19 protein-coding genes are annotated in these 25,147 nt (G+C 37.9%); 9 read left to right on the plus strand and 10 right to left on the minus strand.

Translation table 11 applies throughout. From position 1 onward, the window contains the following. Window positions 1-9 precede the first annotated feature (9 nt). Both A8B79_RS03225 and A8B79_RS03230 read right to left on the minus strand, forming a co-directional pair. Window positions 10-1,767 (minus strand): FecR domain-containing protein, encoded by a 1,758-nt coding sequence (locus A8B79_RS03225; protein WP_066217894.1) that lies wholly within the window; start codon window positions 1,765-1,767, stop codon window positions 10-12. Next, window positions 1,767-3,875, minus strand: coding sequence for a HAMP domain-containing sensor histidine kinase (locus A8B79_RS03230; RefSeq protein ID WP_066217896.1), 2,109 nt, complete (start codon window positions 3,873-3,875; stop codon window positions 1,767-1,769). The genes A8B79_RS03225 and A8B79_RS03230 overlap by 1 nt, the downstream gene beginning before the upstream one ends. A 246-nt stretch (window positions 3,876-4,121) precedes the next feature. Here A8B79_RS03230 and A8B79_RS03235 point away from each other — a divergent pair, with 246 nt between their 5' ends. Continuing rightward, on the plus strand, window positions 4,122-4,328 hold the full coding sequence (locus tag A8B79_RS03235) for a hypothetical protein (protein WP_153038336.1): 207 nt from the start codon (window positions 4,122-4,124) through the stop codon (window positions 4,326-4,328). A 46-nt stretch (window positions 4,329-4,374) separates the two neighbouring features. Here the strand turns inward: A8B79_RS03235 and A8B79_RS03240 are convergent, their stop codons facing one another. Together A8B79_RS03240 and A8B79_RS03245 are read right to left on the minus strand one after the other, a co-directional pair. Continuing rightward, window positions 4,375-6,849, minus strand: a complete 2,475-nt coding sequence (locus A8B79_RS03240; RefSeq protein ID WP_066217900.1) for a zinc-dependent metalloprotease — start codon at window positions 6,847-6,849, stop codon at window positions 4,375-4,377. Window positions 6,850-6,919: 70 nt separating this feature from the next. Beyond that, complete coding sequence (locus A8B79_RS03245) at window positions 6,920-8,455, minus strand: glycoside hydrolase family 10 protein (RefSeq protein ID WP_066217902.1); 1,536 nt, start codon at window positions 8,453-8,455, stop codon at window positions 6,920-6,922. Window positions 8,456-8,631: 176 nt separating this feature from the next. Here A8B79_RS03245 and ald point away from each other — a divergent pair, with 176 nt between their 5' ends. After that, window positions 8,632-9,747 carry an alanine dehydrogenase gene (gene ald / locus A8B79_RS03250; protein ID WP_066217904.1) on the plus strand — a complete coding sequence of 372 codons (1,116 nt, stop codon included), beginning with the start codon at window positions 8,632-8,634 and terminating at the stop codon, window positions 9,745-9,747. Between the two features lie 54 nt (window positions 9,748-9,801). Here the strand turns inward: ald and A8B79_RS03255 are convergent, their stop codons facing one another. From A8B79_RS03255 to lysS, 5 genes are all read right to left on the minus strand, one after another. Next, the gene (locus A8B79_RS03255) at window positions 9,802-10,701 is read right to left on the minus strand and encodes an aldo/keto reductase (RefSeq protein ID WP_066217906.1); all 900 of its coding nucleotides are present in this window, start codon (window positions 10,699-10,701) and stop codon (window positions 9,802-9,804) included. A gap of 12 nt (window positions 10,702-10,713) precedes the next feature. Then, a complete protein-coding gene (locus tag A8B79_RS03260) occupies window positions 10,714-11,325 on the minus strand; it encodes a hypothetical protein (protein ID WP_082894045.1) in 612 nt (203 codons plus the stop codon). Window positions 11,326-11,407: 82 nt separating this feature from the next. Further along, a complete protein-coding gene (locus tag A8B79_RS03265) occupies window positions 11,408-14,014 on the minus strand; it encodes a CARDB domain-containing protein (RefSeq protein WP_066217911.1) in 2,607 nt (868 codons plus the stop codon). Window positions 14,015-14,153: 139 nt separating this feature from the next. After that, window positions 14,154-15,389, minus strand: coding sequence for an ABC transporter permease (locus tag A8B79_RS03270; RefSeq protein WP_066217917.1), 1,236 nt, complete (start codon window positions 15,387-15,389; stop codon window positions 14,154-14,156). A gap of 102 nt (window positions 15,390-15,491) precedes the next feature. After that, a complete protein-coding gene (lysS, locus tag A8B79_RS03275) occupies window positions 15,492-17,021 on the minus strand; it encodes a lysine--tRNA ligase (protein ID WP_066217920.1) in 1,530 nt (509 codons plus the stop codon). A gap of 100 nt (window positions 17,022-17,121) precedes the next feature. Between lysS and A8B79_RS03280 the strand changes: the two genes are divergently transcribed. The 5 genes from A8B79_RS03280 to A8B79_RS03300 all read left to right on the plus strand — a co-directional run bounded on the left by A8B79_RS03280 (window position 17,122) and on the right by A8B79_RS03300 (window position 20,555). Next, window positions 17,122-17,742: a 4'-phosphopantetheinyl transferase family protein gene (locus tag A8B79_RS03280; RefSeq protein ID WP_066217922.1), complete on the plus strand. Its 621-nt coding sequence runs from the start codon at window positions 17,122-17,124 to the stop codon at window positions 17,740-17,742. Window positions 17,743-17,854: 112 nt separating this feature from the next. Continuing rightward, complete coding sequence (gene amrB, locus A8B79_RS03285; RefSeq protein WP_066217924.1) at window positions 17,855-18,610, plus strand: AmmeMemoRadiSam system protein B; 756 nt, start codon at window positions 17,855-17,857, stop codon at window positions 18,608-18,610. Continuing rightward, entirely contained in the window at window positions 18,610-19,407 is a 798-nt protein-coding gene (locus A8B79_RS03290; RefSeq protein WP_066217926.1) for a Rossmann-like and DUF2520 domain-containing protein, read from the plus strand. Before amrB ends, A8B79_RS03290 begins: the two co-directional genes overlap by 1 nt. Before the next feature lie 34 nt (window positions 19,408-19,441). After that, complete coding sequence (locus A8B79_RS03295; RefSeq protein WP_066217927.1) at window positions 19,442-19,930, plus strand: TlpA family protein disulfide reductase; 489 nt, start codon at window positions 19,442-19,444, stop codon at window positions 19,928-19,930. 4 nt (window positions 19,931-19,934) lie between these two features. Further along, entirely contained in the window at window positions 19,935-20,555 is a 621-nt protein-coding gene (locus A8B79_RS03300; RefSeq protein WP_066217928.1) for a redoxin family protein, read from the plus strand. A gap of 23 nt (window positions 20,556-20,578) precedes the next feature. Here A8B79_RS03300 and A8B79_RS03305 read toward each other — a convergent pair whose 3' ends face one another. Next, entirely contained in the window at window positions 20,579-21,640 is a 1,062-nt protein-coding gene (locus A8B79_RS03305; protein WP_066217930.1) for a glycoside hydrolase family 3 protein, read from the minus strand. Window positions 21,641-21,740: 100 nt separating this feature from the next. Between A8B79_RS03305 and A8B79_RS03310 the strand changes: the two genes are divergently transcribed. Then, the gene (locus A8B79_RS03310; protein ID WP_066217932.1) at window positions 21,741-22,994 is read left to right on the plus strand and encodes an exo-beta-N-acetylmuramidase NamZ family protein; all 1,254 of its coding nucleotides are present in this window, start codon (window positions 21,741-21,743) and stop codon (window positions 22,992-22,994) included. Between the two features lie 4 nt (window positions 22,995-22,998). Beyond that, a complete protein-coding gene (locus A8B79_RS03315) occupies window positions 22,999-24,819 on the plus strand; it encodes an N-acetylmuramoyl-L-alanine amidase (RefSeq protein WP_066217934.1) in 1,821 nt (606 codons plus the stop codon). The last annotated feature ends 328 nt before the right edge of the window (window positions 24,820-25,147 follow it).

Raw genomic sequence — 25,147 nt, forward strand, 5'->3', positions numbered from 1 at the left:
CGATCGAATTTACTTAACCGTATAAGATTTGGACAATGTTTCTATGCCTGTTTGATTTGCCTTAAATGTAATGGAAAGTTTGCCTTGTTGCACGTTCATTGTTACACCCCATCTTCCTTGCGAATCAGTTTTTACAGTTTTTATAGTATCGCCATTTTTTAACTCTACTTCCATTTCAGGAAAAGCACGTCCCGTTATTGTTTTTGCAGAGTTTGCGGCGGAAATATCTTCTTTTATATCCAACCCATCAAGTTTAACTTTAAAAAGATATTCCTCAGTTAAATGTACAACACGAAGTTCTTTGCGAGTGGTATTTTGAGAGCCATCTGTTGAAGTTACATTAATAACTTGGTCATTTAATTCTAATAAAACAACTCTGTTGAATGTCCCGGAACCTGATACCTCAGTAGTTTTACCATTTACCAATACAACGGCATCGGGTTCGGTTACACCAGTAATGGTCACAGAATTTGATAACACAAAATGAACCTTTTGGTTAAACTGATCACCAAAAATCGGAGGAGATTTAGTGTCCTGATTTCTTATTACCAAAAACGTATCAGAAAAAGGGCCTTTCAGTCCTAGGTTATCTACGGATTGTACTCTCACATAGGTTGTGCCAAGAGGAAGGTCTTCCATCAAGATTCTGGTGTTAGTTACTTCCTTCACTACTACATTTTTATCAAAATTATAAGCACTACTATATTCTACTCTATAATTGACAGCGTTGCTAACACCGATAAAATTCAGAAGAAAATCATTTTGATAAATAATGGTGTCCAGTTTTGAAGTTAAATATTTGGGTGCGGGTAAAAGCTTTACAGGAGGCAAGGGAGCAGCATTTCCACGAATGATAGTACCTTCATCTTTTCGGATAGTTACAATAACGTTATTCGCTGAGACCTGAGCATCACCATCATAATTAGAGAGTCTTACATTCGTTCCGCCTGAGTTTTCTGCCAGGAAATTTTGTGTATTCAACTCTGTTGTCGAACTTCCTGCATTCAAAACATATTTACTTCGTTCTTTACCAACCGCGGAAAGCTTTGAAAGTAAACCACCTTCTACCAAAGTGATTTCAGCATCAGCACTTTTATCAAGCTTATCTATTCTGGACTTTCTGATAATTGCTGTTGTATTGGGATTAACTATGATATTACTTCCATCAGTAAAAGCTAAAGTAGCGTAACTTTCTTGTTGTGTTCTTACCCCGTGCGATTCCTCAAAAAGATCACCCACAAAAGCTTCATTCCAACCGGCAAGCAATCCAAGCCTTTTATCAACAATTCCGTTTTTGGAAATCAATTGCGCCTGGATGGCTACCAACCGATTACTATTCAGGGTTCTCTCCAAAGCATCAACTGAGGGCTTAAGTTGTTCACTGATACCCAAAGCATTTTCTAAGTTTCCATTTCTGATCTCATCGAGAAAATCACTAAACAACTTATTGGTATCATTTAGTTGATTAGTAGCAAAAATAGTAGCTCCTTCACCAATAAGTTTATTCGTTCTTTTTTGTTGATCTTCGAATATGATTGTGGAATTAGTGAGACTTCTGAGTTTAAGCAAATCACCACTGGATAGGGTAAAAGTATTATTGGTAATGTTATGTTCAGCAAGACTAACAACTACAGGCCAATTCAGAGAACTGCCTGCATATCTTTGTGATATTTGCTGAAGCTTATCGCTTGAAAAAGACACAGGATCCTGAGCCTGAACACCCAAAGAAATAAAACTTATTAGGATAGTTATTATCAGTGATTTCATTAACCTGCTTTATATTTTTTTGGGAAAGTTAGTATAAATCTACTTCCGATCTTAGCTGAAGATTCCAAAGCAATATCGCCATGATGACGTTGCATAATTTGTTTCACATATGCCAAACCTAGTCCTGTTCCTTTTTCACGAGCAGACTTGATATTGGATTTTACCCTGAAAAATTTTTCAAATACTTTACTTTGGTCCTCAATACTAATTCCATAGCCATGATCGGTAACTGCAACTATTACGGAATCACGGGTTGATTTAAGGTCTATATCAATGACTCTTTCCGGTTCACCATATTTTACAGCGTTACTGAGAATATTTTGAATGGCATCAAACACAAGATCTTTGTCTGCCTCTATATTAAACTTTTTTCCGGTCTCTGTAACTGAAAGAGATAAACTCTTGGAAGAAAGCAATGGTTTAGACAACATGGTAACGTTTCCAATTACTTCTTTCACATCAACGTCTGACACATTTAGAGAAGTATTTCCCGCTTCAAGTTTTTGAACTTCCAAAAAGCGATTTACTAACTCGTTCATCCGTTCTCCTGAGTTAAGAACTTCCTGCATCAGCGCTTTTGATTCTGCAGGTTCCATATCATCTGTTTCAATAATCAATCTGGATAAACCTACAACACCTGTAATCGGGTTCTTAAGCTCGTGAACGATCACATTGATCATATCATTACGTTTGATGTCTAACAAGCGATCTTCGGTCTTGTCATGAATAATTACATAGGCACCGATCTCTTCATTACTTTCATCCAGAATGGACAGATACTGGAAGTCATAGAAGTATTCTGCGCCCTCATTGGTTGAATGAGTTAATGAAGACTGGTTTACTTTTATGGTGAAAGGGTCAGGGTAATGTAAAGCTTGGTTGGATTCTGAAACTTTGATATTGGAATGATCGAGGATCTTTTCCAGTGATGCGTTCTTGGGATTCAATTCCAGTTCTTCTAAAAATGAAACAAACTGATTGTTGATAAAAGTGAACGTTCCTTCCTCACCAATTATACCTATCAGATCTTCAGAATAGGTAACCATATATTTATTTTTCCACTCTTCTAATATGATCTTTTCAACGTTTAGTTTTTGATAACGGCTTAAGGTAGCTCTGATGTTTTCAAGGGTATCATGCATTGGCTGGAATTCAGGGAGCGAGACTTGTTTGATACGATGATCGAAATCCAGATTTCCTAAATACTCCACATCTTCTAAAAGGAGTTTTATGGGTTTATTTACACGTAAACTTACATACCAGCTAAACCCGAACATAAATAACAGAACAAAAGCCGCAGTGTAGTAAGAAAAACGCAGAAGTTGGTTAACCGGTTCAAGAATGAATGCATCATCTACAGCTACCAGATGCCAAAAAGGAATTGTTTCAAACCTCGAAGAAAGGATATACCAGTTTTTTGAATCTATAGTTATCATCTTTTCATCTGAAAAACTGGTCTCACCAATTAAGTCATTCGGAAATTCAAAGCCAGAGGAAGGAGTAATACTTTCTCCCAGTGAGTTTGAAATGCTGGTGAAATAGGTTCCTCCAAGGGGAATGTTGGTAAGACTGTTATTCAAATTCTGAGCATTAAAGTATAGCCGAAGTTTAAAAACATTAGAGCCGACCTGAAAAGCTCTTTCCGTAATAAAGAAATCTACAGTTTGTTCAGGGCGATTTATTAACGCAGTATTAGTGGTTTCATCAATTCGGGAGGGGTACCAGTCAATCTGTTCAACAGAGAAATCAATTGAATCATAAATAGCGCGAATCAGATCTATTTCTTCATCACTTTCAGTGTCAGCAATTATAACTCTCATTAAGCCGGGAGTATAATTTATTGCTTTGTTAGCTAATTCGGGTGCATTTGCAGGGTCCTGAGACAGATCTTGTGCAAGTCTGATAGTGGAATTGAGCCAGTTTCTTATCGTACCGTCTGTCTGTCGCAGAGTATATTCCTGAAGCTGAGATACGATGGTAGTTCTCTCTTTGACGATCTTACCCTGATATTCGGGTTTTATAAAAACCCATATCAAAGTAATCGCTGCCATAATAAGAAGCGATGAAATCAAAAAAATTCGATCTCTGAGAGTTAGTTTTTGAAACATGTACGATTTAGTTAACTGAACAAAGGTCTGCTTTTAAACTTAAAAATACGATTAGAAAGATATCATAATTCAAAGTTATCAAAATTCAAAGTACTGAGCTTTACACTGAATTAATGAGTTAATGAAAGGATAACATTTAGTTAACAAAAGTTTAAGCTGAAAAATAGATTTTTTCACTGAACGAAAAGTTAATCATTGATTCTGGGAAGTGATTTTAATTTGAAGGCCAAAAGCATCCTAAAAAGGATGTATATCGATTCTGATGGAGAGGAGGGAGTGCGTGTTTCTGTTAAAGAAATCTCTGAAGAACTTGGTATAGATAAAACGGAAGCCAGGAATTTATTCGAATATCTGGAGTCAAAGAAATGTTTAAAGATCGAGACCTTAGGTGGGGAATATTTATATGGACATGTTTCTCTCACAAAAAAAGGATTGGCGCGATCTCAGAAATAAAAAAGGCCCCGAATCGGAGCCTTTTAAAATTATCTAAATGCTGATTTTATTTATCGGCTTCCAAAATAGCATCAATTCTGATCAAGACATCCTTTAAATGAGCTTGGGTTGCCGCATTTGTACGGAACGAAATATCATTTTGAACTGCACTTCTTAATTCTGTTAACTCATGACGCAATGCAGGTCTGATATCTGAGTCTTTGATATCAAGAGTAGGTCCTCTGAATCCTCCACCTTGAGTATCTTCCTCAAACATAGCAGCTATCGAACTCAGATATTCTCTTTGGAGGTTTCTTCTGAAAGCATCAATATTATTTGTACCTGTTTTATAAACTTCGCTCCAGATTCCTTTTCTGATATCTTCAAGTGCTTCATGAAGCGGATATGAATCTTCATCAAATTCAGCTTGCTCTGATAAGCGGATCATTGCTCCTGCATTCATAGTGGAGCGTAAGATTCCTGACTGAAGATTTTTGATGTTGTTTGTTACACCCTGAGCTTGGATCCTGTATAGAATTTCTTCATCCAGTAACCAATCAGGTGTAGTAAAAGCATGCTCGTTCAGGAATGCCATCGCTTTTTTCTGGTATTCTTTGGAAACAGGAGTATAAACCCATCCTTCCTGATCAGAAGCTTTTCTGGATTGATAAACTCCTCCGATATTGGTAGCAACATGGCGAGCATAGCGCGACCATTGTCCGACCAATTCACCATAGATCTCTTCCAGATCGTCATAGCCTTCGCCATCGGTAGAAGTCCAATCAATTAAGTTTGGAACTACTCTTTTTAAATTCATTAAACCATAAGTACTGGATTTAACAGGATCGTCTCCCAGATCTTCAGTTTGAGAAGAGGGATCGTAACCTGTTGAAGATGCAAATCTGTATACAGGGTCATCAGCTTTGGCTTCGATCCAGTTGTCCAATGTTTCCAGTTCATCTTCAGGTGTTTCTGCGTCAGGAATTACTCGGTATCCCCAGTTAACAGAATATTTGTCGTAAGGACCGATCTGTCTGATAAAACGAATGTTTTCATCACCGGGTTGTGCAATGTAATTCTGACGGGCGTATTCCATAATAGTTGTCGCGATTCCCCACTTCTGTGTAAATGAACCTGATCTTAAAGAATCGGTAGGGTAGGCAGAACTTGATTGCATGTTATGTGGCAACCCAATGGCATGGCCAATTTCGTGTGAAATTACACGACGCATTGTTTCACCGATCAGATCATCATCCAGCTTAAGTTTTCTGGCTGCCGGATTTGCGGCACCTGTTTCGATCATTAAGCGATTTCTGTAAGATCTCATGTGGTTGTGATACCATACAATATCGCTTTCAATGATCTCACCTGATCTTGGGTCAGATACACTTGGTCCCACCGCATTTCTTACTGTACTTGCAACCCATCTCACGGTTGAATACCGGATATCTTCTGCGCTCCAATCCGGATCTTCTTCTTTTGTAGGTGGAATTTTGGCTTGAACCGCATTTTTAAATCCGGCTTCTTCAAAAGCTTCATTCCAGTCTAAAATTCCTTCAATGATATAAGAGCGATATTTTTCAGGAGTAGCCGGATCCAGGTAGTAAACAATGGGTTTTACCGGCTCAACCAATTCACCACGGGCGTAAGCTTCAGGATCTTTAGGCTCTAATCTCCATCTTCGGATATATTCTTTCTGAGCTGCTTTTTGTTCATCAGAACCATAATCAATTTGTCGAATGCTGAAATATCCTACTCTGTAATCAGCGTACCTTTTTTGCATGGGTTCTTCTGGCAAGAGTACAAGAGATTGACTTACTTCAACCGAAAGAGTTTGAGTATATCCGGCACTTGGGGGATTTGCAGCAACGTAAGTCATAACCTGGCGGACTTCTATATTTTCCGGGAAGCTTTTTACTGACTCCACGAAACTGCGGTCTGCATCCAATCTTCGTACCTGATAAGTCCTTCTCAAATAGGAAGGAATTCCACTTATCGCTTCCACATCTTTAGTGAAAAGATCAGTTACATCAATAAGGACTCCTGATGAATCCTTACTTAAAGCTTCGATATCAAAAGCAGCGATTACAGGCTCATAATTATTTGCTCGAACTGATTCGTAAACAGGAAGTTCTTCATCAGCAATAGCCTCATAAGATTTTTTCCTCATTAAGATCTTGTCTTTATTTCTGGAAAAACTAACTACCTGTTCAGCAGATTTAGATCCCGCAGAACTAAAGCCTGAGAAACCGGGAGGCACACCGGCAATTCTGCTTACCATCAACATTTCTCGATTTAAAAGGTCATTACTGATCTCAAAGAAGTATTTTCCTTCCTGCTCATAAATAGTGAAAACACCCTCATCTTTAGTGGCGCCTTTTTTGATAACTTTATCAAAGGATTTAATACCTCCTTTAGCGGAAGGTCGAGAAGTGCTTGGAGTAGTTGTTTTATTAGATGTTGATTTCTTGGCTCCTGTACAACCGGCGAAACTAAGTGCCGAAGCAAGAATCAGACTCAAAAAGATATTGCGATATTTCATTTATAGATAGTTAATGTAATTTGATTGAACGAAAGTATGTAAAAAAAGAAACCGCATTCGTAAAATGGTTTTATTTCTCCAGATTTCTGACCGATGCTTCACTTTCAAATCCGAACCTGTCTATATAAGTAACTTGAATTTCCTGAAGCAGAGAAACTTCAGTTACTTTCAGAGAATCATCACTCTCTGTTTGAACTTCTATCGTATATGGAAGTACCAGTTGTTTTCTTTTTTTACTCAGAATTCTTTCAGACCAGGTATCATCGTACTTATAATAAACTATCCAGTTGGATATTTCTGTTTCAGGATTATTAAGTGAAACAGAAACGTTTTCTTCAGAAAAGTCATAGTTAACATCTGGTATACCGGAGTTTTTTTGGTCAAGCCACGAAAGTGATGGAACCACTGCTTTTTTTCTGTAAGGCTTGGTTTTTAACTCCGTTTGAAGGGAGTCGTTTCCTATTAACGGAGCTACACTCCAGTGCACCAAGCCGGGCGCTTCCGGGAGCATTCCTCTGGTTATCATGATATTGTTAAGTATTTCATCAGCCTGTTTCTCACCTTGGAATCGTCCGATACTGATTCCGGGCCAAACATGCCTGTTTTTATAGTTTTGTTCTGCCCACCAACCCAACAGTACAGGAAAACTTTGCTCAACCTGATTAACAGGCCAGTATAGCTGAGGGGAGAAATAATCTATCCAACCCTCGTTTAGCCACAATTTAGCATCTGCATATAAAACGTCATATTGATCAAATCCCTGAATAGATGAAGGATGTCCTGGTCGCCAGATACCAAATGGACTCAATCCAAACTTTACGAATGGCTTTTCTTTTTTAATTGAGGTGTAAATATTTTCAATGAATTGATTTACTGAGTTTCTGCGCCAATCTCCTCGACTTAAATCTCCGCCATTTTCAACATATTCATTCCAGCTTTTGTCGTCCGGGAAATCTTCATCATTGTTATATGAAGGGTATGGATAGAAGTAATCATCAAAATGAACACCATCTATATCGTAGCGTTTAACAATATCCATTACTACATCGATACCATGATCCTGAGTTTCTTTCATGGAAGGGTCAAACCACCAATAACCATTTTTCAATTCTACAACAAGATCACTTTTAGTGTTTACGAGTGAGTTATCTGAAACAATTCCTCCTTTCGGATGGTGAGCTCTGTATGGGTTTAGCCACACGTGCAGTTCCAATCCACGTTTATGTGCTTCATCGATCCAGAAATCAAGCGGGTCGTAGTAGGGAAAGGGAGATTCTCCTTGTTCTCCTGTTAGATAATAAGACCAAGGCTCCAGCTCACTTTCATATAAAGCATCAGCTTGGGGTCTTACCTGAAATATTACAGCGTTAAAATTATTATCAGCCAACAGGTCAAGTATTTCTAAAGCTTCTTCTTTCTGAACAGTAACGGGCAAGCCCGGAGAACTGGGCCAGTTAATGTTATCAACAGTAGCTACCCAGGCAGCTCTGAATTCTCTTTGTATTTCCGGGTGCGTTGGAGTAGTAACATTCTGTGTAGGTTTTAGAAACTGACAATTCAGAACTAATACAACAGAACACAGCAAAAAGAAGGTTTTTCTATACATAAATTAATTATAAAGGGTTTTTGAAGCCGTAAAGGTTAACAAACCGGAGATAAGAGTCATTATTAAGTTTGAAGATTCCCAAATTAAACATTTAACAAAAAAATGGAAGCGTTTTTTTATGAAAAATACCTACCTTTAAGTCTTTCAAAATTTTAAGCAACTAAATTCCCAACGTTATGATTATTGGTGTACCGAAAGAAATTAAAACACACGAAAACCGAATCGCTCTTCAACCGGGTGGCGCATTGCAAATGAAACGCAATGGACATGAGGTTTTAATACAAAAAGGCGCAGGTATTGGAAGTGGTTTTTTTGATGAAGATTATATTGAAGCAGGTGCAACCATAGTTGATGATGTAGAAGAAGTGTGGAAGCGTGCTGATATGATCATGAAAGTAAAAGAGCCTATCGCTGAAGAATATCCGCGAATGAGAGAAGGACAGGTTATTTTTACTTATTTCCATTTCGCTGCTGATGAAGCCCTGACCAAAGCGGTTGTTGATTCAAAATGTATTGCTATTGCATACGAAACTGTAGAAAAAGCAGACGGATCACTTCCTTTGTTAATTCCGATGAGTGAAGTTGCAGGAAGAATGGCTGCTCAGGAAGGAGCTGTTTATCTGGAAAAGCCAAAAGGCGGTCGTGGTATGTTGATGGGAGGAATTCCCGGAGTACAACCTGCTAAAGTACTGGTTTTAGGTGGTGGAATAGTAGGTGTGAATGCTGCTAAGATCGCTGCAGGTATGGGAGCTGATACTACGATCATGGATATCAATATGCCAAGACTTCGTTATCTGGATGATGTTATGCCAAAAAATATTCACACGTTCTTTTCTTCAGAAGCGAACATCCGTGCAATGTTGCCTAGTGTTGATGTGATCATCGGCGCTGTTTTAAAGCCGGGTGCAAAAGCTCCGCATTTGATCACCAGAGAAATGTTAAAAGAAATGCGTCCTGGTACTGTTCTTGTTGATGTTGCTATCGATCAGGGTGGATGTTTTGAAACATCAAAACCAACTACACATACTGATCCTGTATATTTTGTAGAGGATGTAGTTCATTACTGTGTTGCAAATATGCCGGGAGCGGTTCCTTACACTTCTACTTTAGGTTTAACAAATGTAACGCTTCCGTATGCTGTTGCACTTGCAAACAAGGGCTGGAAACAAGCTCTTAAAGATGATAAAGAATTGCTTCAGGGTTTGAATATTGCAAACGGTATCATCGTATATGATGATGTAGCAGAAGCATTTGGTATGGATTGGGAACCTGTTGATTCTGTATTGAATTGATTGGTCCTACTTAGAAAATCTAAAAGCTCTGTTGATTATTCGGCAGAGCTTTTTTTATGGAACTCTATGTCCTTTGGAAGCCACCCATATCTTGTACCATTGCTCTAAACTCATCTTTATTTTTTCAGCTTGTACAGCTGAATTAATTCGTTCTATCTTACCTGAACCTACAATTGGTAGAATTTGAGCAGGATGATTTAATAGCCAGGCATAGATCACAGAATCGATATGCTGCTGATCAAGTTCTTCAGCTACCTCTCTTAAAGTTTTTGCTAAGCGATGTCCTTTTTCTTCTTTTGGATCAAATATAGCTCCACCGGCTAAAGGGGACCATGCCATAGGTTTAATTCCTTCCTTTAAAAAGAAATCAATATTTCCGTTATCAAAATGTTCGAGATTGTAAGGTGATATCTCAACCTGATTGGTAACCAATTTTTGATCCAAATGTGATTGCAATGATTCGAATTGCATTGGAGAAAAATTTGAAACGCCAAAGTGTTTTACTTTTCCCGATCTGTAAAGATCGTCGAATGCTTTTGCGACTTTAGCGGGATCAAAGAAAGGGGCGGGGCGGTGAAGCAGAAAAACATCAATATGATCGGTGGATAGATTTTTTAGAGAAAGTTCAGCAGACTGAATTATGTGTTCATAGCTATAATCATAATAACCAATTGAGCGCTGAGGAAATTTATCAGATAACTTCATAATACCGCACTTGGTAATTATTTCGATCTTATCTCTTAGAGAGGAATCTAATTTCAGTGCATCCCCGAATTTCTTTTCACATCCATAGTCTCCGTATATATCAGCATGGTCAAAGGATGTTACTCCTAAGTCTAAGCATTGTTCTATAAAACTTAGAAGTTCCTGATCAGATAAATTCCATTCCAGCAATCTCATTTGGCCATGAATGATTCCGGAAAGCTCTAATTCTTCAGATAATTTAATTCTCATATTGTATCACTTTTAATTTCGAAATGGTTTACTGTTTAGTTTTTGACTCGCTTTATTTCTTATTCCTTTAACAGTACCATGTTCGGATAAAAAAAGCAGATCTTCTCTTTTTACATCTGTATGATCTAACAACAGATCCTGCAGTTTTTTGTGATCGGAATTCAAAATTTCAGACCTGACTTCATCAGAGATCTTTGTTTCGAGCAATTTTATTCTGATGTGTTCCGCTTCATCATCCACCACGCCTCGTGATTTAAGAATTCTGGGATCTTCGTAAGGCGGAAGTTGTAGCATCAATTCCTCAATTTCGGATACAACTTTTAATCGGTCTTTGGAACAAAATTCATAATGAGGATTTTCCCAATCACCAACCAGATCAAAATCCTGGGTTTTTGAGTTATAGTGCTCTTCAAGATTGATTACTCTGAGGATAAATTCACCATCGTAATCTTCTTCAGGCCTCCATTCTAAATTAATCGCTCTTTTCATGTTTCTGTTATAGGCATGTAGCAAGCTACTTCCTGAAAAGTCAGCCATATCATCCGGATGAGGATCCGTTTTCATAAACGTATTCCATTCTATAGTCCATCCTGATGTGATCCGCAGAGGTTGAAAGTTTATCATGTCTGAAATTAGAATTCATATTTCTTAAAACAAAAAAAGCCGGATCTTTTTTAAGGATCCGGCTTTAAAAATATGAAACAGATTATTTAATGAGGGTAAGCCTTCTGGTTTTAATAAATGTACCAGACTGCATACGATATAAATAGATACCGCTCGAATAAGAACTCATATCAAGAGTTATTTGGTACGACCCGGCCGTTTTACGTTCGTTAACTAAAGTAGAAAGCTTTCTTCCCAACATATCATACAAAGTGATAGTAACATTCGCTGTTTCAGGTACTTTATAAGTTATATTTGTAGAAGGGTTAAACGGATTTGGGTAATTCTGCTCAATAAAATATTGTTCAGGAGTTTCAGTTTCGTCAAAAATATCCGTGGTAATGGTTGTACTGGATTCATTAGAAGCTTCACTTAGGTTTCCTGATAAATCAAATGCTTTTACCACAAAGAAATATTGAGAACCTCCATCAGGTAAACCCGATAATTCGAATTCCTCAAAAGTTGATATTGTGATCGGAGATTCTCCTTCATTTGCATCAACTCCATCATATACACCGCTTTCTGATCCATAATACACTAAATAGCCGGCCAGATCGGTTTCTGAATTCAATGACCAATTCAAAGTAATGTTATTCTCGTTGTCAGGCGAGATCATTGAACTCAAATTAGACGGAGCAGATGGAGCGATAAGATCAGGAATGCTTATAGAACGGTTTGCTTGCTTCGCTTCTGCGTTATCAGCATCAACCGATACTGTATATCTATTCGGTCCTGAAACGTTTTTATCCGCTCTGACCATCCATTCCACAGTAAGAGATTGTTGTCCCGGAAGTGCAGCTTCATTAATAACTGAGTCTTCACCTACTAAAGTGAGTCCGTCAAATAATGCGATCTTTACGACTACATTTTCAGCATCAACAGTTCCTTGATTAAAAATGTTTGCTGTGACTTTAAAAGGATTCCCTGCAAGACTATCTTCCTCGATCTCTAAACCACTTGGAGCAGTAACTGAAATAGGAAGAGGAGGAAGTAGATCTTTATTAGGTACAAGAGGTCTTATGATAGTGTTATTTGAACTATTTGATTCTTGAATCAGGTCTTCAGGATCAACTTGAAGAGATAATGTTCTGAATTCAGGATCACGGGGAACAATGAAATCAACACTAATTATTGCCGAATCCTGTGCAGCAACCAGAGGAATTTCTTCAAAACCAATAACAGGGGCGGTTCCTTCGCTGGAAATATCGCCATCATAAAGAGCTACAACTACATTTTCCGCATCAACAGGTCCAAAATTTCTAACAACAAGTGAAACAGTTACTGCATCTCCTTCACCAAAAACACTATCAGGAGGAGTGAATGATAAACCATCCTCACTAATAGCCAAATCCGGAAGCTCCTGAGCAAAACTAAGCGGCATGAAATCAGCCCCAGCTCCACCATTACTCTGAAGAACAGAAGAGTTTCCTGTAGACTCTACTTTATAAACATGGTTTCCGCTTAATGTAAAGAAGTTATATCCTTCACCTGCATTGAGCGTGCCTTCATAAACAGTGTCTTTTGTAGCGGTGTATGGATAATCTTCTTTATCACCTAAATAAGTGATCATGACTTCATTGTCATCATCAAACGAAAAGATATCCATTCTGGAGTTTATGGTTGGAACATAGAATAGCTTTCCGGCACCAATTCCTGTTTCATCCATGGCTCTTGTCATATAGAAGTAGTTTCCTGTCCAACCTGAATAAGGAATATTTGCTACTGTAACTGTTTTCTGAGCTTCGACTTCCCAATAAGTTTCCTGAGTTATAGGATAGGTAAACACTTCACCCTGTCCTAAAGTATCAGCTACTAAAGTATCTCCGGTCTCAGAATTAAAGGCGTAAACGATATTGTTGTCATGATAAGATGAAACTGTTATGCTGTTTGTCCAATTTCCGATGTGTGCCGAAAACCCATAAAATGTAGTGCCTGAAAATCTGCCATTTGCTGCCGGTACATAATAATCCTGATCACCGTACGATAAAGCTGAAACAGGTTTGCTGGCTGAAACTTGTAAATAAGTTCTGTGCGGTGTAGCAGGCAATGTGTAATGTTCACCCTTATTCAGAACTCCGGCAAAAAGTATGTCTCCGGTCGACAAGTTCTTAATATTAAAACTTGTGTTGTCCTGATAACCGAAAACGATGAAACGTTCTTCTCCCTGAAAACTTCCGACCATGTATGTATTTAAAAGGGTAGAAGTTCCTCTTCCACTTTGATCGATTGCAAAATATCCCTGAACCAGATTCGATATGGCATCACCTACTAAAGCTGTGTACGATTTACCACTACTAATTCTGAAAATGCCGCTATTGGCGTTGAAGGTAGTAAATCCATTTGCTGCCAGTGTATCTGTAAAGACAGTATCCCCGGCAGAGCTTGTTATCAGGATATCGGTGTCGTTGAAATAGGAAAATATAGTAATGTCATTAAAAGTATAGACCGTAGTATTAAATGTGGTTTCATCAGCACTAAAAATTCCTTTATAAAATCTTTGAGTTTGTTCAGCATGATCGGATTGGTTTAGCTGTTGTTCTGTTGCGCCACCGGCTTGTTGAGCTGTTAACTTCTGTACGGGAGCAATGGTTAAAATCCCAAAAATTAAACCGACAAATATGCTTTTTTTAGTATCTAATATGTTTCTCATGTACCCTCTTTTATTATTCTCAATTAATTAATTAGAAACAATAAATGATGAGATTGTCAAATAAAAAAGTATGAATGAGTAAAAGGGGGAGCAGAATATTTGAATTGCTCGAATTAATTAGGAAATGATTCGGAAAGACTTAACGTCCGTATGAGATAACCTTAAGGGGATCAGTTTTAGCGGCTATTCTGGCCGGAATCCACGAAGCCAATCCGCATAATACAAAAGTAACAACTGTGACTATCAGGAAATCAAGAAGATGAGGCTCTACCGGCACATAACTCATGTAGTAATTCTCTTCAGAAAGCGGAATAATTTGAAATTCTAACTGCAAATAGGCAAAAAGCAGAGAAATTATTACTCCAAAGATCATTCCAACAAAAGAGACCAACAGTCCTTCCAGTAAAAAAATCTTTCTTACAATGGAGGATTTTGTACCAATGGTCTTAAGAATACCAATATCGCGGGTTCGTTCAAGGATCATCATTAAAACTGTTCCAATAAGATTGAACGCAGCTACAATGATCATGACACCGATCACAAGTGGGATCATTTGTTCCTGAAGTTCAACCCATGCAAAGATGGAATAAAATTTTTGTAAAATGGACTCTGAGAAAAAAGGAAATGAAAGCGAATTATTAAGTTTTTCTTCAAAAGAATTTATGGAGTTCTCATCCTTTAGTTTTAATTCAATAGCATGTGCTTCGGTTGGAGAGAGATTAAATAGTTCACGAGCTTGTTCTCTTTCAACAATTACAAAAACATCATCAAATTGGTCTATTCCGGTTTGATAAATTCCGGTGACAAGAAATTGCTTGATCTCAGGTGAACTGATCAAAGAGGGCACTTCATTGACTGTGTACGTTGTTACAATATCTCCAATACCGGCAGTTAATTGTGACGCAAGTTTTGAACCAATTACAATTCCAAACATTCCGTTTTCTTGTTCAGAAAGATCAAATTGTCCTGTATTAACATACTGGGTTAAATTTGATACGCCACCATCTTTATTTACACCTTTAAGAATAGTTCCGCTTATCTCATCCTTGGTTTGGATCATTACCTGACCTTGTATCACCGCCTGTTTTTCAAGGATCTCAGGATGTCTTTTATCCAGATAAGTGACCAGTGTGTCGGCACGTTCCAGCGTTGTTCTTATGAAAGATTGAGATGAAACAGTGTAATGAGGCGCAAACCCCAATACTTTATTGTTGATAGTGGATTTAAAACCATGAACCACCGATAGCGCGATCAACAATCCGGCAGAGCCAATAGCGACTCCTGTTATGGACATGATCTTAATGAACGATAAAAAGCGAGCACCTTTTCGATTGCCTTTAAAATAACGCAGCGCTAAATACCACTCAAAATTCATAGAATTAAATTTCAAATTCCAATGTACAAATTTCAAATAACATCAAATTAAAACTATATGGCTGTAATTTGATATTTGAGTTTTGAAATTTTCGCACAGCGATTATTCCGGTTTCATTTGTGGGAAGAAAAGTACGTCTCTGATGGATGCAGAATTCGTCATAATCATCGCTAAACGATCAATTCCAATTCCTATTCCGGCAGTAGGAGGCATTCCGTATTCCAATGCACGAATAAAATCTTCGTCGATGGTCATTGCTTCATCGTCACCGCCTGCACGCAGCGAAGCTTGTTCTTCAAGACGTTCTCTCTGATCGATAGGATCATTTAGCTCAGTGTATGCATTTGCGATCTCTTTTCCATTACAAATACACTCAAAGCGTTCCACCAATCCTTCTTTTGAACGATGCTTTTTTGTAAGCGGGCTCATTTCAATTGGATAATCGGTAATAAAAGTAGGCTGGATCAATTTAGATTCTACATATTCGCCGAAGATCTCATCAATGATCTTACCTTTACCAAAGCTTTCATCAATTTCGATGTGAAGTTCTTTGGCTACTTTCTTCATTTCATCCAGTTCCATGCCTGAAAGATCTTTGCCTGTTTCTTTCTCAATGGCTTCCAGTAGGGGAATTCTTGGCCAAGGCGCTTTGAAATCAATCTTATGCTCACCAACAGTTACTGTGGTAGAACCATGAAGATCAAGAGCTACTTGTTCGATCATTTTTTCAGTGAAGTCCATCATCCAGTTGTAATCTTTGTAAGCAACATACAACTCAACTTGCGTGAACTCGGGATTATGAAACCTGGAAAGACCTTCATTTCTGAAATCTTTTGAGAATTCATAAACGCCATCGAAACCACCTACAATAAGTCGCTTCAAATACAATTCGTTAGCAATTCTCAGATACAGATCCATATCCAAAGAATTATGATGAGTAACAAATGGCTTTGCTGAAGCACCACCATATACAGGTTGAAGTATTGGCGTTTCAACTTCCATATAACCACGGTCATTCATGAAGTTTCTCATGGTTTGTACAAGCTTTGTGCGTTTTCTGAAAGTATCACGCACTTCAGTATTTACGATCAGATCAACATAACGCTGACGGTAACGCAATTCTTTATCCGCAAAAGCATCATACACTACTTTCTCACCATCTTCATTTTCCACTTCTTTTGGAATTGGAATAGGGCGAAGCGTTTTGGTCAGAAACTCAAATTCTTCGGCGTGCACGGTAGTTTCACCAGTACGTGTTTTGAAAACAAAACCTTTAATACCGACGATATCACCAATGTCTACCATCTTTTTGAAAACCGTATTGTAATTTTCAACACCTACATCATCACGGCGAATATAGATCTGAATAGTTCCTTCGGAATCCTGAAGATTAAAGAAAGCAGCTTTCCCCATAATACGGCGAGTCATTACTCTTCCTGCAACGGAGACGACTTCTGACTCAGGATTTGATTCTTCATCTCTGATCAGGTTTTCATCAGCTAAGATCTGTTTACTTGAATGGGTTACATCGAAGGAGTATGGGTAAGGATTTACTCCAAGTTTGTTAAGTTCAGTAAGTTTTTCGCGGCGTATTTCTTCTTGTTCAGAATGTGTAAGTTCTTGGTTCGACATGTAATCGTTTAATTAATAAGTTGTGTTGCGAATCAGAAGCACTGAAAATACCGAATTAAGCGGAAAATTGTGGCATTAACCTTAATCTTTATTCAATCTTTTGGAACTGCTGAATACATCTTCAATAACTGACTTTCCTGAACATGTAATTTTGGGATATACAGAGATCAGATCCGGTTTATCTGATGAAATGCTTTCTGAAGACGAACAAAAAGAGTGGAATGGTTTCACCAATCAGCAAAGAAAAAATGAATACTTGTCAGCACGCCATCTCTTTAAAGAGATGTTGTCCGTTTCGGGATTAAATTCAGATCACGAAATATTCAAACATCCATTAGGTAAGCCATACGCTCAAAATGAAAATGAAAAACTCTTCGTGAGTTTTAGTCATTCGAAAAAACATGTTTTTTGTGCGATTTCTGAATCGGTGGATATTGGTTTAGATACTGAATGGTTGGACAGAAAAGTAGACCAAAGAGTTGTGAAGAGAATACTTGGGGAATCGGAATGGGAAGTGTTTTCTGATGAGGATCCCATATTGCTTTGGACGATAAAAGAAGCTGCAGTAAAATGTTTGGGAACGGGGCTGAGAACAAACTTAAAAGAGCTGGAAATACAGAAAAAAAGCGAAATTGAATTCTTAGTAAGAATTAATGATGAAAAAACATTTCAAATTTGTAGTTTCCAAGAACTGAATCACCAAATTTCTATTGCTTATTAAAGCTTTAAAAAACGGTTCTGTAGTATGTAGACCTGAAGAGACTTAATCTCATCTAATGGGATTAGTGTCTTCAGGTTTTTTTATGCCTAAGAGTTAAATAAAATATCAGCACATGGCTTTTGCAAATATTTCCAGAGAGGAACTTGAAACATCATTGAACAAAACGGTTCCGGTTACCAGCGGACTGAAAAACATAAAGATGCTTTTTGTTCCAACTCATATAGACCCCGATAATCCTGAAGAATTAACATCCATTTATAAGAACATTTGTTCTTCAGACTATGACACACTTGTTGTTATAGAATCTTACAATGGTGAACTTGAAAAGAAATTAAGTATTCCTTCAAATCATTCTTTTACTACTCCATTTGGTGAAGTATCTGTAAATGATAAACTCAGAAATGAGTTGTGTGATGAAGAAGATGATTTTTATATAAATGATGGAGGCATGAGCGATGAGATGAGCTTGTATACTCAATTGATGATGTTGCAGGTATGCCAGGATAACTTTGATGTGGTAAGCATTCAAATAGGAGATTACGATCCGGCCATTATCAAAGAATTGGCATTTGCTTTGGATGAGCTGTTCAGAAATCGAAACGCTTTATTAGTTTTTTGTTGCGATCTGCCAAGTTCAAATCCATCAGAACTGGAAAAACTAAAAGGGTTGATAGAAAGCAATAATGAATCCGGCTTACACCATTATCTGAATAGTAAAGAGAAAGAAGTAGAAGGAGCCCGTGCTTTTATGACCGGAGTTCTGGTTTCAAAATACTGGGATCTTGACATTTGGTTTACCCCTGTAAATGAGAAAACAACCTACACCGGTGGTTTTGCTCATATCCCAATAGCCCAAGCAGTAGTCTGATGGAAAAACCTTCGATATCAATATTTGGTCTTGGAAGAATCGGAGGTGCATTAAATAAAGCTCTTTTAAGTGCCGGGTACAGCGTACATTCGAAGTTTAAAAGAGGTTCATTTCCCGATTCCATTGATGAGTTGGGAGAAATTATCTTTTTAGCCGTCCAGGATGGAGAGATAGAATTACTTTCGAAAAGAATTTCCGAATCATTTGGGACTTTTGAAGGAAGACATATTGTGCATTGTTCCGGAGCCCTGAATAGTTCAGTATTAGAGTCAGTTTCCAAAAGAGGAGCAAGAACAGCATCTTTTCACCCAATGAAAGCAGTTACACATGATGATAGTTCATTGGATGGCGTTTGGTTTGATATGGAAGGAGATTCATCCACTCTTATGGTTTTGGAACAGTTAGCGAAAGATCTGGATGCTCACAGTTTTGTTGTTAAGCCCGATGCAAAGCCGTTATTACATGCAGCAGCAGTTGTTTCGGCGAATTACTTGGTTACGCTTTTAAAGTTGGCAACTGATATAGCAAGGATAGGAGACGTAGACGAAAAAACCGCTCTAAAAGCATTGCTTCCATTATCGAATTCTTCATTAAAAAATGTTGAAGAGAATGGATTTGAAGGTTCGTTAACTGGACCTATTTCCCGTGGAGATGTAGGAACCATACAAGAGCACCTTAAAATTTTGAAAAAAGATCCTGAGCTTTTGAGTGTATACAAGAAATTAGGTTATTTAACTCTCAATCTGGCTGAACTAGATTCAGATACAATATTAGAATTAAAAGAATTACTCAGCTAGACACATAAAAGTGAATCATCAGAAACCGGTTTAAATGAGATATTTGGCAATTCTTCTTACAGTTTTACTTTTTGGATGTTCGCAACCCAAAGAGCAAAAAATACTGGTGGATACAAGCGCTACCCAATTGGTAAGTCAGATCGAGTCGTACAAAGGGGAGAAGCCTGTCTTGGTAAATTTTTGGGCGACCTGGTGTATTCCTTGTATTGAAGAATTTCCGTACATAATGAAATTGAAAGAGAATTATAACGACGAATTTGAACTGATCTTTGTATCGGGAGATTTTGAGGAAGCAAAAGAAGAAGCAAGAGAATTTTTGAAGGAGCAGAATGTAAATTTTACTACCTATTATAAAACAGGGAAGGATAACGAGTTTATTCAAACCGTATCTGAAACCTGGTCGGGAGCATTACCTTATACAGTTATTTACTCCAGAGATGGTAGGATTTCAGCTGAATGGGAAGGTAAAGCAGAGTATGAACAATTTGAACAAGAGTTACTAAAAGTAATTGAAGAAGGTTAAGATCATGAGAAAGCTAAATATTTTATTATCAGTTATTTTATTCAGTCTGTTATTAATAAGTACAGGCTTGTCGCAACAAATGGAACAACTTGCGATAGGATCAGAAGCTCCTCTGATGAACCAAAGCATGAAAACGGTTTCCGGTGAAGATATTACTCTTGATAAAGCTGCTAAAGCTAATGGACTTGTTGTAATATTCTCATGCAATACTTGCCCGTGGGTAGATCGTTGGGAAGATCGCTATCCAGTAATCTCTGAGATTGCAGCTAAAAATGAAGTTGGTATGATAGCTCTGAACTCAAATGAAAATTACCGTGAAAGAGGAGATGGGATGGAGGATATGATACTGAGAGCTAAGAAAATGAAATATGATTTTAGCTACGCATTAGATAAAGACCATGAAATTGCAGATGCTTTTGGAGCAACCCGAACTCCGCATGTTTATTTATTCGATGCTGACATGAAACTGGTTTATGTGGGCGCTATTGACGACAACGCCCGTGATGCTGATGCTGTGGAGAGTTTTTATCTGAAAGATGCGATCGAACAAATGGTTACTGGTCAGGATATAACTCAATCTCAAACAAGATCATTGGGATGTACAATTAAAAGAGTGAGCGAGTAGAGATCAACTATTTAATCTTATCACTAATTGAGATCTCCTTTTGCTCGTAATATTCTTTTAACTGAATTGTCAATTCTCTCTTCAGTGATGTCACCATTTTCTACTAATTCCTCAATAGTGCTGATTGCATCTGCCAGATCTATTTGCTCTTTCAGGAGATTGTTTCCGTAGCAAAACACATCTATTCCAGCTTCTAATCCAAGTTTCAGAGATTCTTTCATACCATAATGATCAGATATCGCTCTCATCTGCATATCGTCTGAGATCACAATGCCATCAAAGCCTAACTGATCTCTCAGTATATCCTGAATGGTTTTTTTGGAAAGTGTTGCAGGGTACTTATCATCAAAATTCCCGTTGAAAATGTGTGATGTCATTATAACAGGACAAAGGTCTTTTTGAATCATGTATTTGTATGGCTCAAGTTCGTCACTTTCCCAGGTGTCAGTTACATCCACAAAGCCGGCATGTGTATCGCCCGCGGCGCTTCCGTGTCCCGGAAAGTGTTTGCAAGCAGTAAGTACATCATGTTTTTGGTGTCCATTAACATAAGCTTCTGCATGTTTATTTACATCTGATGAAGTCGATCCAAAGCAACGTTCACGTTTTGCGATAATTGAGCTTTCAGCATTTAAAGCAAGATCCACACAAGGAGCAAAATTGATATTGATTCCGTGTTGTTTCAGAACTTCAGCGATCAATGATCCTTCTTGCTGAGTTATAGTTGTGTCGTCTATGTTTCCCAGCTGATGATGAGACTTGGTTACCGGAAAACCGTATTCAGGTTTTAACCTGTTAATAAGCCCACCTTCCTGATCAATCCCAATAAATAATGGAATCTCGGAAGCTTCTTGAAGTTGCGTTGTTAAATTCTGGAGCTGTTCCGGAGATTTGATATTATGAACCGGTTTATTGAATACCATATCTTTATCAAAAAGAATGACTCCACCGGGTTTAACATTTTTGATCAGTTTTGATATTTCTGAGTCACTATTGCACTCATTTCCGTGAAATCCGATCAGGAATAATTGAGCAATTTTTTCTTTCAGAGATAAGTCTTTTATTACAGACTGATTAACCTTCATTATATTGATAGAATCGATTTAATATTTAGTTACAGAAGTTCAACTTCAGATGGTTTAACTTCAACCCGATTTGAAAATAAAATGTAATAAAAAGCTATATATGAATATCAAAAATCCGTTGGTTTTATTAACGACTTTGTTTCTTTTCGGAGTCGCTTGTGCTCAAACCCAAAAACAAACTGAACCGATCAAAACAGGCGTTGAGGTCCTTCAAAACAATAATTTTGATGTATTGAATGGTAAGAAAGTAGGCCTGATTACAAATGCTACAGGACTGAGTTCTTCATTAAAGCCAACTATTGATATTCTTTTTGAAGCAGAGAATGTTGAGCTTGTTGCTTTGTACGGTCCCGAACATGGTGCGCGGGGAGAGATTGCGGCAGGAGATAAAGTTGATGATTATGTAGATCCGGTAACTCAGGTTCCGGTGTATTCTCTGTATGGAAAAACCAGAAAGCCGACCAAAGAAATGCTCGAAGATGTGGAAGTGCTTGTATATGACATTCAGGATATTGGCGTAAGATCTTATACTTATATCAGCACAATGGGCTTAGCTATGGAAGCGGCCGCTGAACACGATATCGAGTTTGTAGTTCTGGATCGTCCAAACCCATTGGGTGGAAACAAAATTGAAGGTAATATTGCAGAAGAAGGTTATTTCTCTTTTGTAAGTCAGTATCCGGTTCCATATGTGTATGGAATGACGCCGGGGGAAGTTGCGATTATGATCAATGAAGAAGGATGGCTTGGTGAAGGAAAAAAAGTAGATCTGACTGTTGTGGAAATGGAAGGATGGGATAGATCAATGACATTTGAAGAAACCGGATTACATTGGATTCCGACTTCACCGCACATTCCTCACGCAAATTCCGCATATTTTTATGTTTCTACAGGTATAATGGGAGAATTGGGAGTGTTTTCTGAAGGAGTTGGATATACACTTCCGTTTCAGGTTTTTGCAGCAGAATGGATCGATGAAAGAAAGCTGGCAGAAAATATGAATGCGCTCAATATCCCGGGTGTTGAATTTCGTCCTATCGTTTTCAAACCATTTTATGGCAGAGATCAGGGTAACACATTGCATGGTGTTCAGATCCATTTTTCAGATTATACTCAAGCACATTTAATGAGTTTACAGTACTACTTCATGCAAGTTCATAAGCAAATGTATCCTGAAATGGACATCTTTGAAGAAGGAAAGAACCGTTGGTCAATGTTTGATAAGGTTTCGGGTACCAATGAAATCAGAAACAAATTTAAAGAATCATATAAAGTTGCTGATATCGAAGAATATCTCAATAAAGACGTAGAGTCGTTTAGAAAAAAATCATCACAATATCATCTATACAAATAATTCAATGAAGCAGATCGGGCTACTTTTTTTAAGCTGCATATTAATCAATGCAGTTACTTTAGGGCAGGAAATCGAAGAATCGAAAGATGATTCGCTATATCTTAATATTGTAATTCCGGAACAGGATACCGTTGTGTATTCTTTCTCCAGATACAGAGTTGCAGCCAACACTAATCCGGGAGCAACAGCTTACATCAATGGAAAAAGAGCGAAGGTGTATTCATCCGGCGCTTTTATTGCGATGATCGATCATGATAATGATACAACAGATATCATTTTCAGAGTAGAAATGAATGGTGAAAGCCTTTCAGACACCATGATGTTGGTTCAACCAAAACCGGAAGAACCTGATCTGAGTAAAAATATAATATCTGAATTAATGGTTGAACCGGGCAGTGATGTTTGGCTTGAACCAGGAGAAGCTTTGAATGTTCAATTTCAAGGCAAACCCGGAGAAGATGCCTATTTCAACATAAACGGTTTTACTGATAATATTAAGATGAAAGAAGTTTCTCCAAGATTGGTTGGGGGAAAAGAAGGTGTTTACAGAGGAACTTATTATGTGAGGGAAGGAGATGAGGTCAAAGATGCTGCTATTACCTTCAAAATTAAAAAGGGATTACTCGGTTACCACAAAAGAGTAAGCACATTCAAAGTAAGTTTCTTGCCTGAACCCATCGTCGGTGTTGTAATAACTGATGATGCATATCTGAATGTAGGACTTGGAACAGATCGTTTGGGTGGCACAAAATATGGAACCATTCCCGAGGGCGTTAAGCTAAATATTACAGGGATGCAGCAGGGAATGTATAAAGTGCGTCTTTCAGAAAGTTTGGATGCTTGGATACCAAGACGTTTTGTTGAGCTAACGGATGAAGAGCTTGAACCGGTTTCTTCTCTTACGGGGAATATCAGGGTTTCGGGGAATGCGAGACACGACCTGATAAGAGTAACACTTTCTGAAAAACTTCCTTACATAACTACTCAGGAGATCGATCCTAATAAGATCATTGTAGATATTTTTGGTGCTACTTCTAATACCAACTGGAAGATCAAATATCTTACTTCCGAAGGCATTGAAAGTGTTGACTGGGAGCAAGTTGAAAATGACCGGTTCCGCTTAACGATCAAGCTTAATAACACTCAAAATTGGGGTTATTCCATTGATTACGGCTGGGGTGCCATCATGGATATCAGAATTAAAAGGCCGCCTACTATCACAAGCGTTGTAAAGCCTTTAACTGGAAGAGTTATTGCGGTTGATGCAGGTCATGGCGGAAGCAATAATGGTTCACTTGGAGCAGCAGGTTATCAGGAAAAAGACGTAACTCTGCAAATTTCGGAGCTATTGAAATCCCAACTTGAAGATGCCGGCGCTGAAGTGATAATGACAAGAACAGACGATAGTTATATTTATATGTCAGAGAGAAGAGAAATGACTATTGAAACAAGAGCAGACCTTTTGGTAAGCATTCATACCAATTCTATTGGTTATGGCAGCGATCCCTTACAAATAAAGGGCACAGGTTCATTTTATAAACATATAGCGTTTAAGCCATTAGCTGAGATCATGTACGATCGAATGACGAGCTTAGGTCTTGATGATTATGGTCTGACCGGAAGCTTTAACTTTTCCTTGAATGCTCCTATAGAGTTTCCAAATGTGTTGGTTGAAACGGCATTTATTTCAAATCCTGAAGAAGAGATCTTACTTACGGATTCTGATTTTCAATCTAAGATCGCTGAACAGATCGTTGCCGGTTTAGAGCAGTTCTATCTGGAACACTCTTTTATTGAGTCTGTTTCAGAAATGCCGGAAAAGTAAGGACATTATAAACCCTGTAGGGGTAATTCATGAGTTGTCCCTACCAGATTTGTTTGTAGTAACAGGTGTAGAATTTAGATATTTCGTTGACAAAATTTCTTTATACCAATCTCAATATTGTAAGCAGGTCATCCCGAATTTATTTCGGGATCTTACGTAAAGACTTTTAGTCTGTTTTTGTTTACCATCCTCTTAAGGTATCATACCAATCCTCTAACTTTGGATTATTTTGCTTTACCAGATTCCATTTCCATCGTTTATGCCAATTCTTTAGTTGCTTCTCTCTTGCTATAGCATCACTTATAGTATCGTATTCTTCGGCATATAT

Source organism: Balneola sp. EhC07, assembly GCF_001650905.1.
GTDB lineage: Bacteria > Bacteroidota > Rhodothermia > Balneolales > Balneolaceae > Balneola.

Excerpts from the sequence above, each read along its gene's own strand:
- A8B79_RS03225 (WP_066217894.1), bottom strand. The coding sequence starts at position 1,767 with ATGAAATCACTGATAATAACTATCCTAATAAGTTTTATTTCTTTGGGT.
- A8B79_RS03230 (WP_066217896.1), bottom strand. The coding sequence starts at position 3,875 with ATGTTTCAAAAACTAACTCTCAGAGATCGAATTTTTTTGATTTCATCG.
- A8B79_RS03235 (WP_153038336.1), top strand. The coding sequence starts at position 4,122 with ATGTATATCGATTCTGATGGAGAGGAGGGAGTGCGTGTTTCTGTTAAA.
- A8B79_RS03240 (WP_066217900.1), bottom strand. The coding sequence starts at position 6,849 with ATGAAATATCGCAATATCTTTTTGAGTCTGATTCTTGCTTCGGCACTT.
- A8B79_RS03245 (WP_066217902.1), bottom strand. The coding sequence starts at position 8,455 with ATGTATAGAAAAACCTTCTTTTTGCTGTGTTCTGTTGTATTAGTTCTG.
- ald (WP_066217904.1), top strand. The coding sequence starts at position 8,632 with ATGATTATTGGTGTACCGAAAGAAATTAAAACACACGAAAACCGAATC.
- A8B79_RS03255 (WP_066217906.1), bottom strand. The coding sequence starts at position 10,701 with ATGAGAATTAAATTATCTGAAGAATTAGAGCTTTCCGGAATCATTCAT.
- A8B79_RS03260 (WP_082894045.1), bottom strand. The coding sequence starts at position 11,325 with ATGATAAACTTTCAACCTCTGCGGATCACATCAGGATGGACTATAGAA.
- A8B79_RS03265 (WP_066217911.1), bottom strand. The coding sequence starts at position 14,014 with ATGAGAAACATATTAGATACTAAAAAAAGCATATTTGTCGGTTTAATT.
- A8B79_RS03270 (WP_066217917.1), bottom strand. The coding sequence starts at position 15,389 with ATGAATTTTGAGTGGTATTTAGCGCTGCGTTATTTTAAAGGCAATCGA.
- lysS (WP_066217920.1), bottom strand. The coding sequence starts at position 17,021 with ATGTCGAACCAAGAACTTACACATTCTGAACAAGAAGAAATACGCCGC.
- amrB (WP_066217924.1), top strand. The coding sequence starts at position 17,855 with ATGGCTTTTGCAAATATTTCCAGAGAGGAACTTGAAACATCATTGAAC.
- A8B79_RS03290 (WP_066217926.1), top strand. The coding sequence starts at position 18,610 with ATGGAAAAACCTTCGATATCAATATTTGGTCTTGGAAGAATCGGAGGT.
- A8B79_RS03295 (WP_066217927.1), top strand. The coding sequence starts at position 19,442 with ATGAGATATTTGGCAATTCTTCTTACAGTTTTACTTTTTGGATGTTCG.
- A8B79_RS03300 (WP_066217928.1), top strand. The coding sequence starts at position 19,935 with ATGAGAAAGCTAAATATTTTATTATCAGTTATTTTATTCAGTCTGTTA.
- A8B79_RS03305 (WP_066217930.1), bottom strand. The coding sequence starts at position 21,640 with ATGAAGGTTAATCAGTCTGTAATAAAAGACTTATCTCTGAAAGAAAAA.
- A8B79_RS03310 (WP_066217932.1), top strand. The coding sequence starts at position 21,741 with ATGAATATCAAAAATCCGTTGGTTTTATTAACGACTTTGTTTCTTTTC.
- A8B79_RS03315 (WP_066217934.1), top strand. The coding sequence starts at position 22,999 with ATGAAGCAGATCGGGCTACTTTTTTTAAGCTGCATATTAATCAATGCA.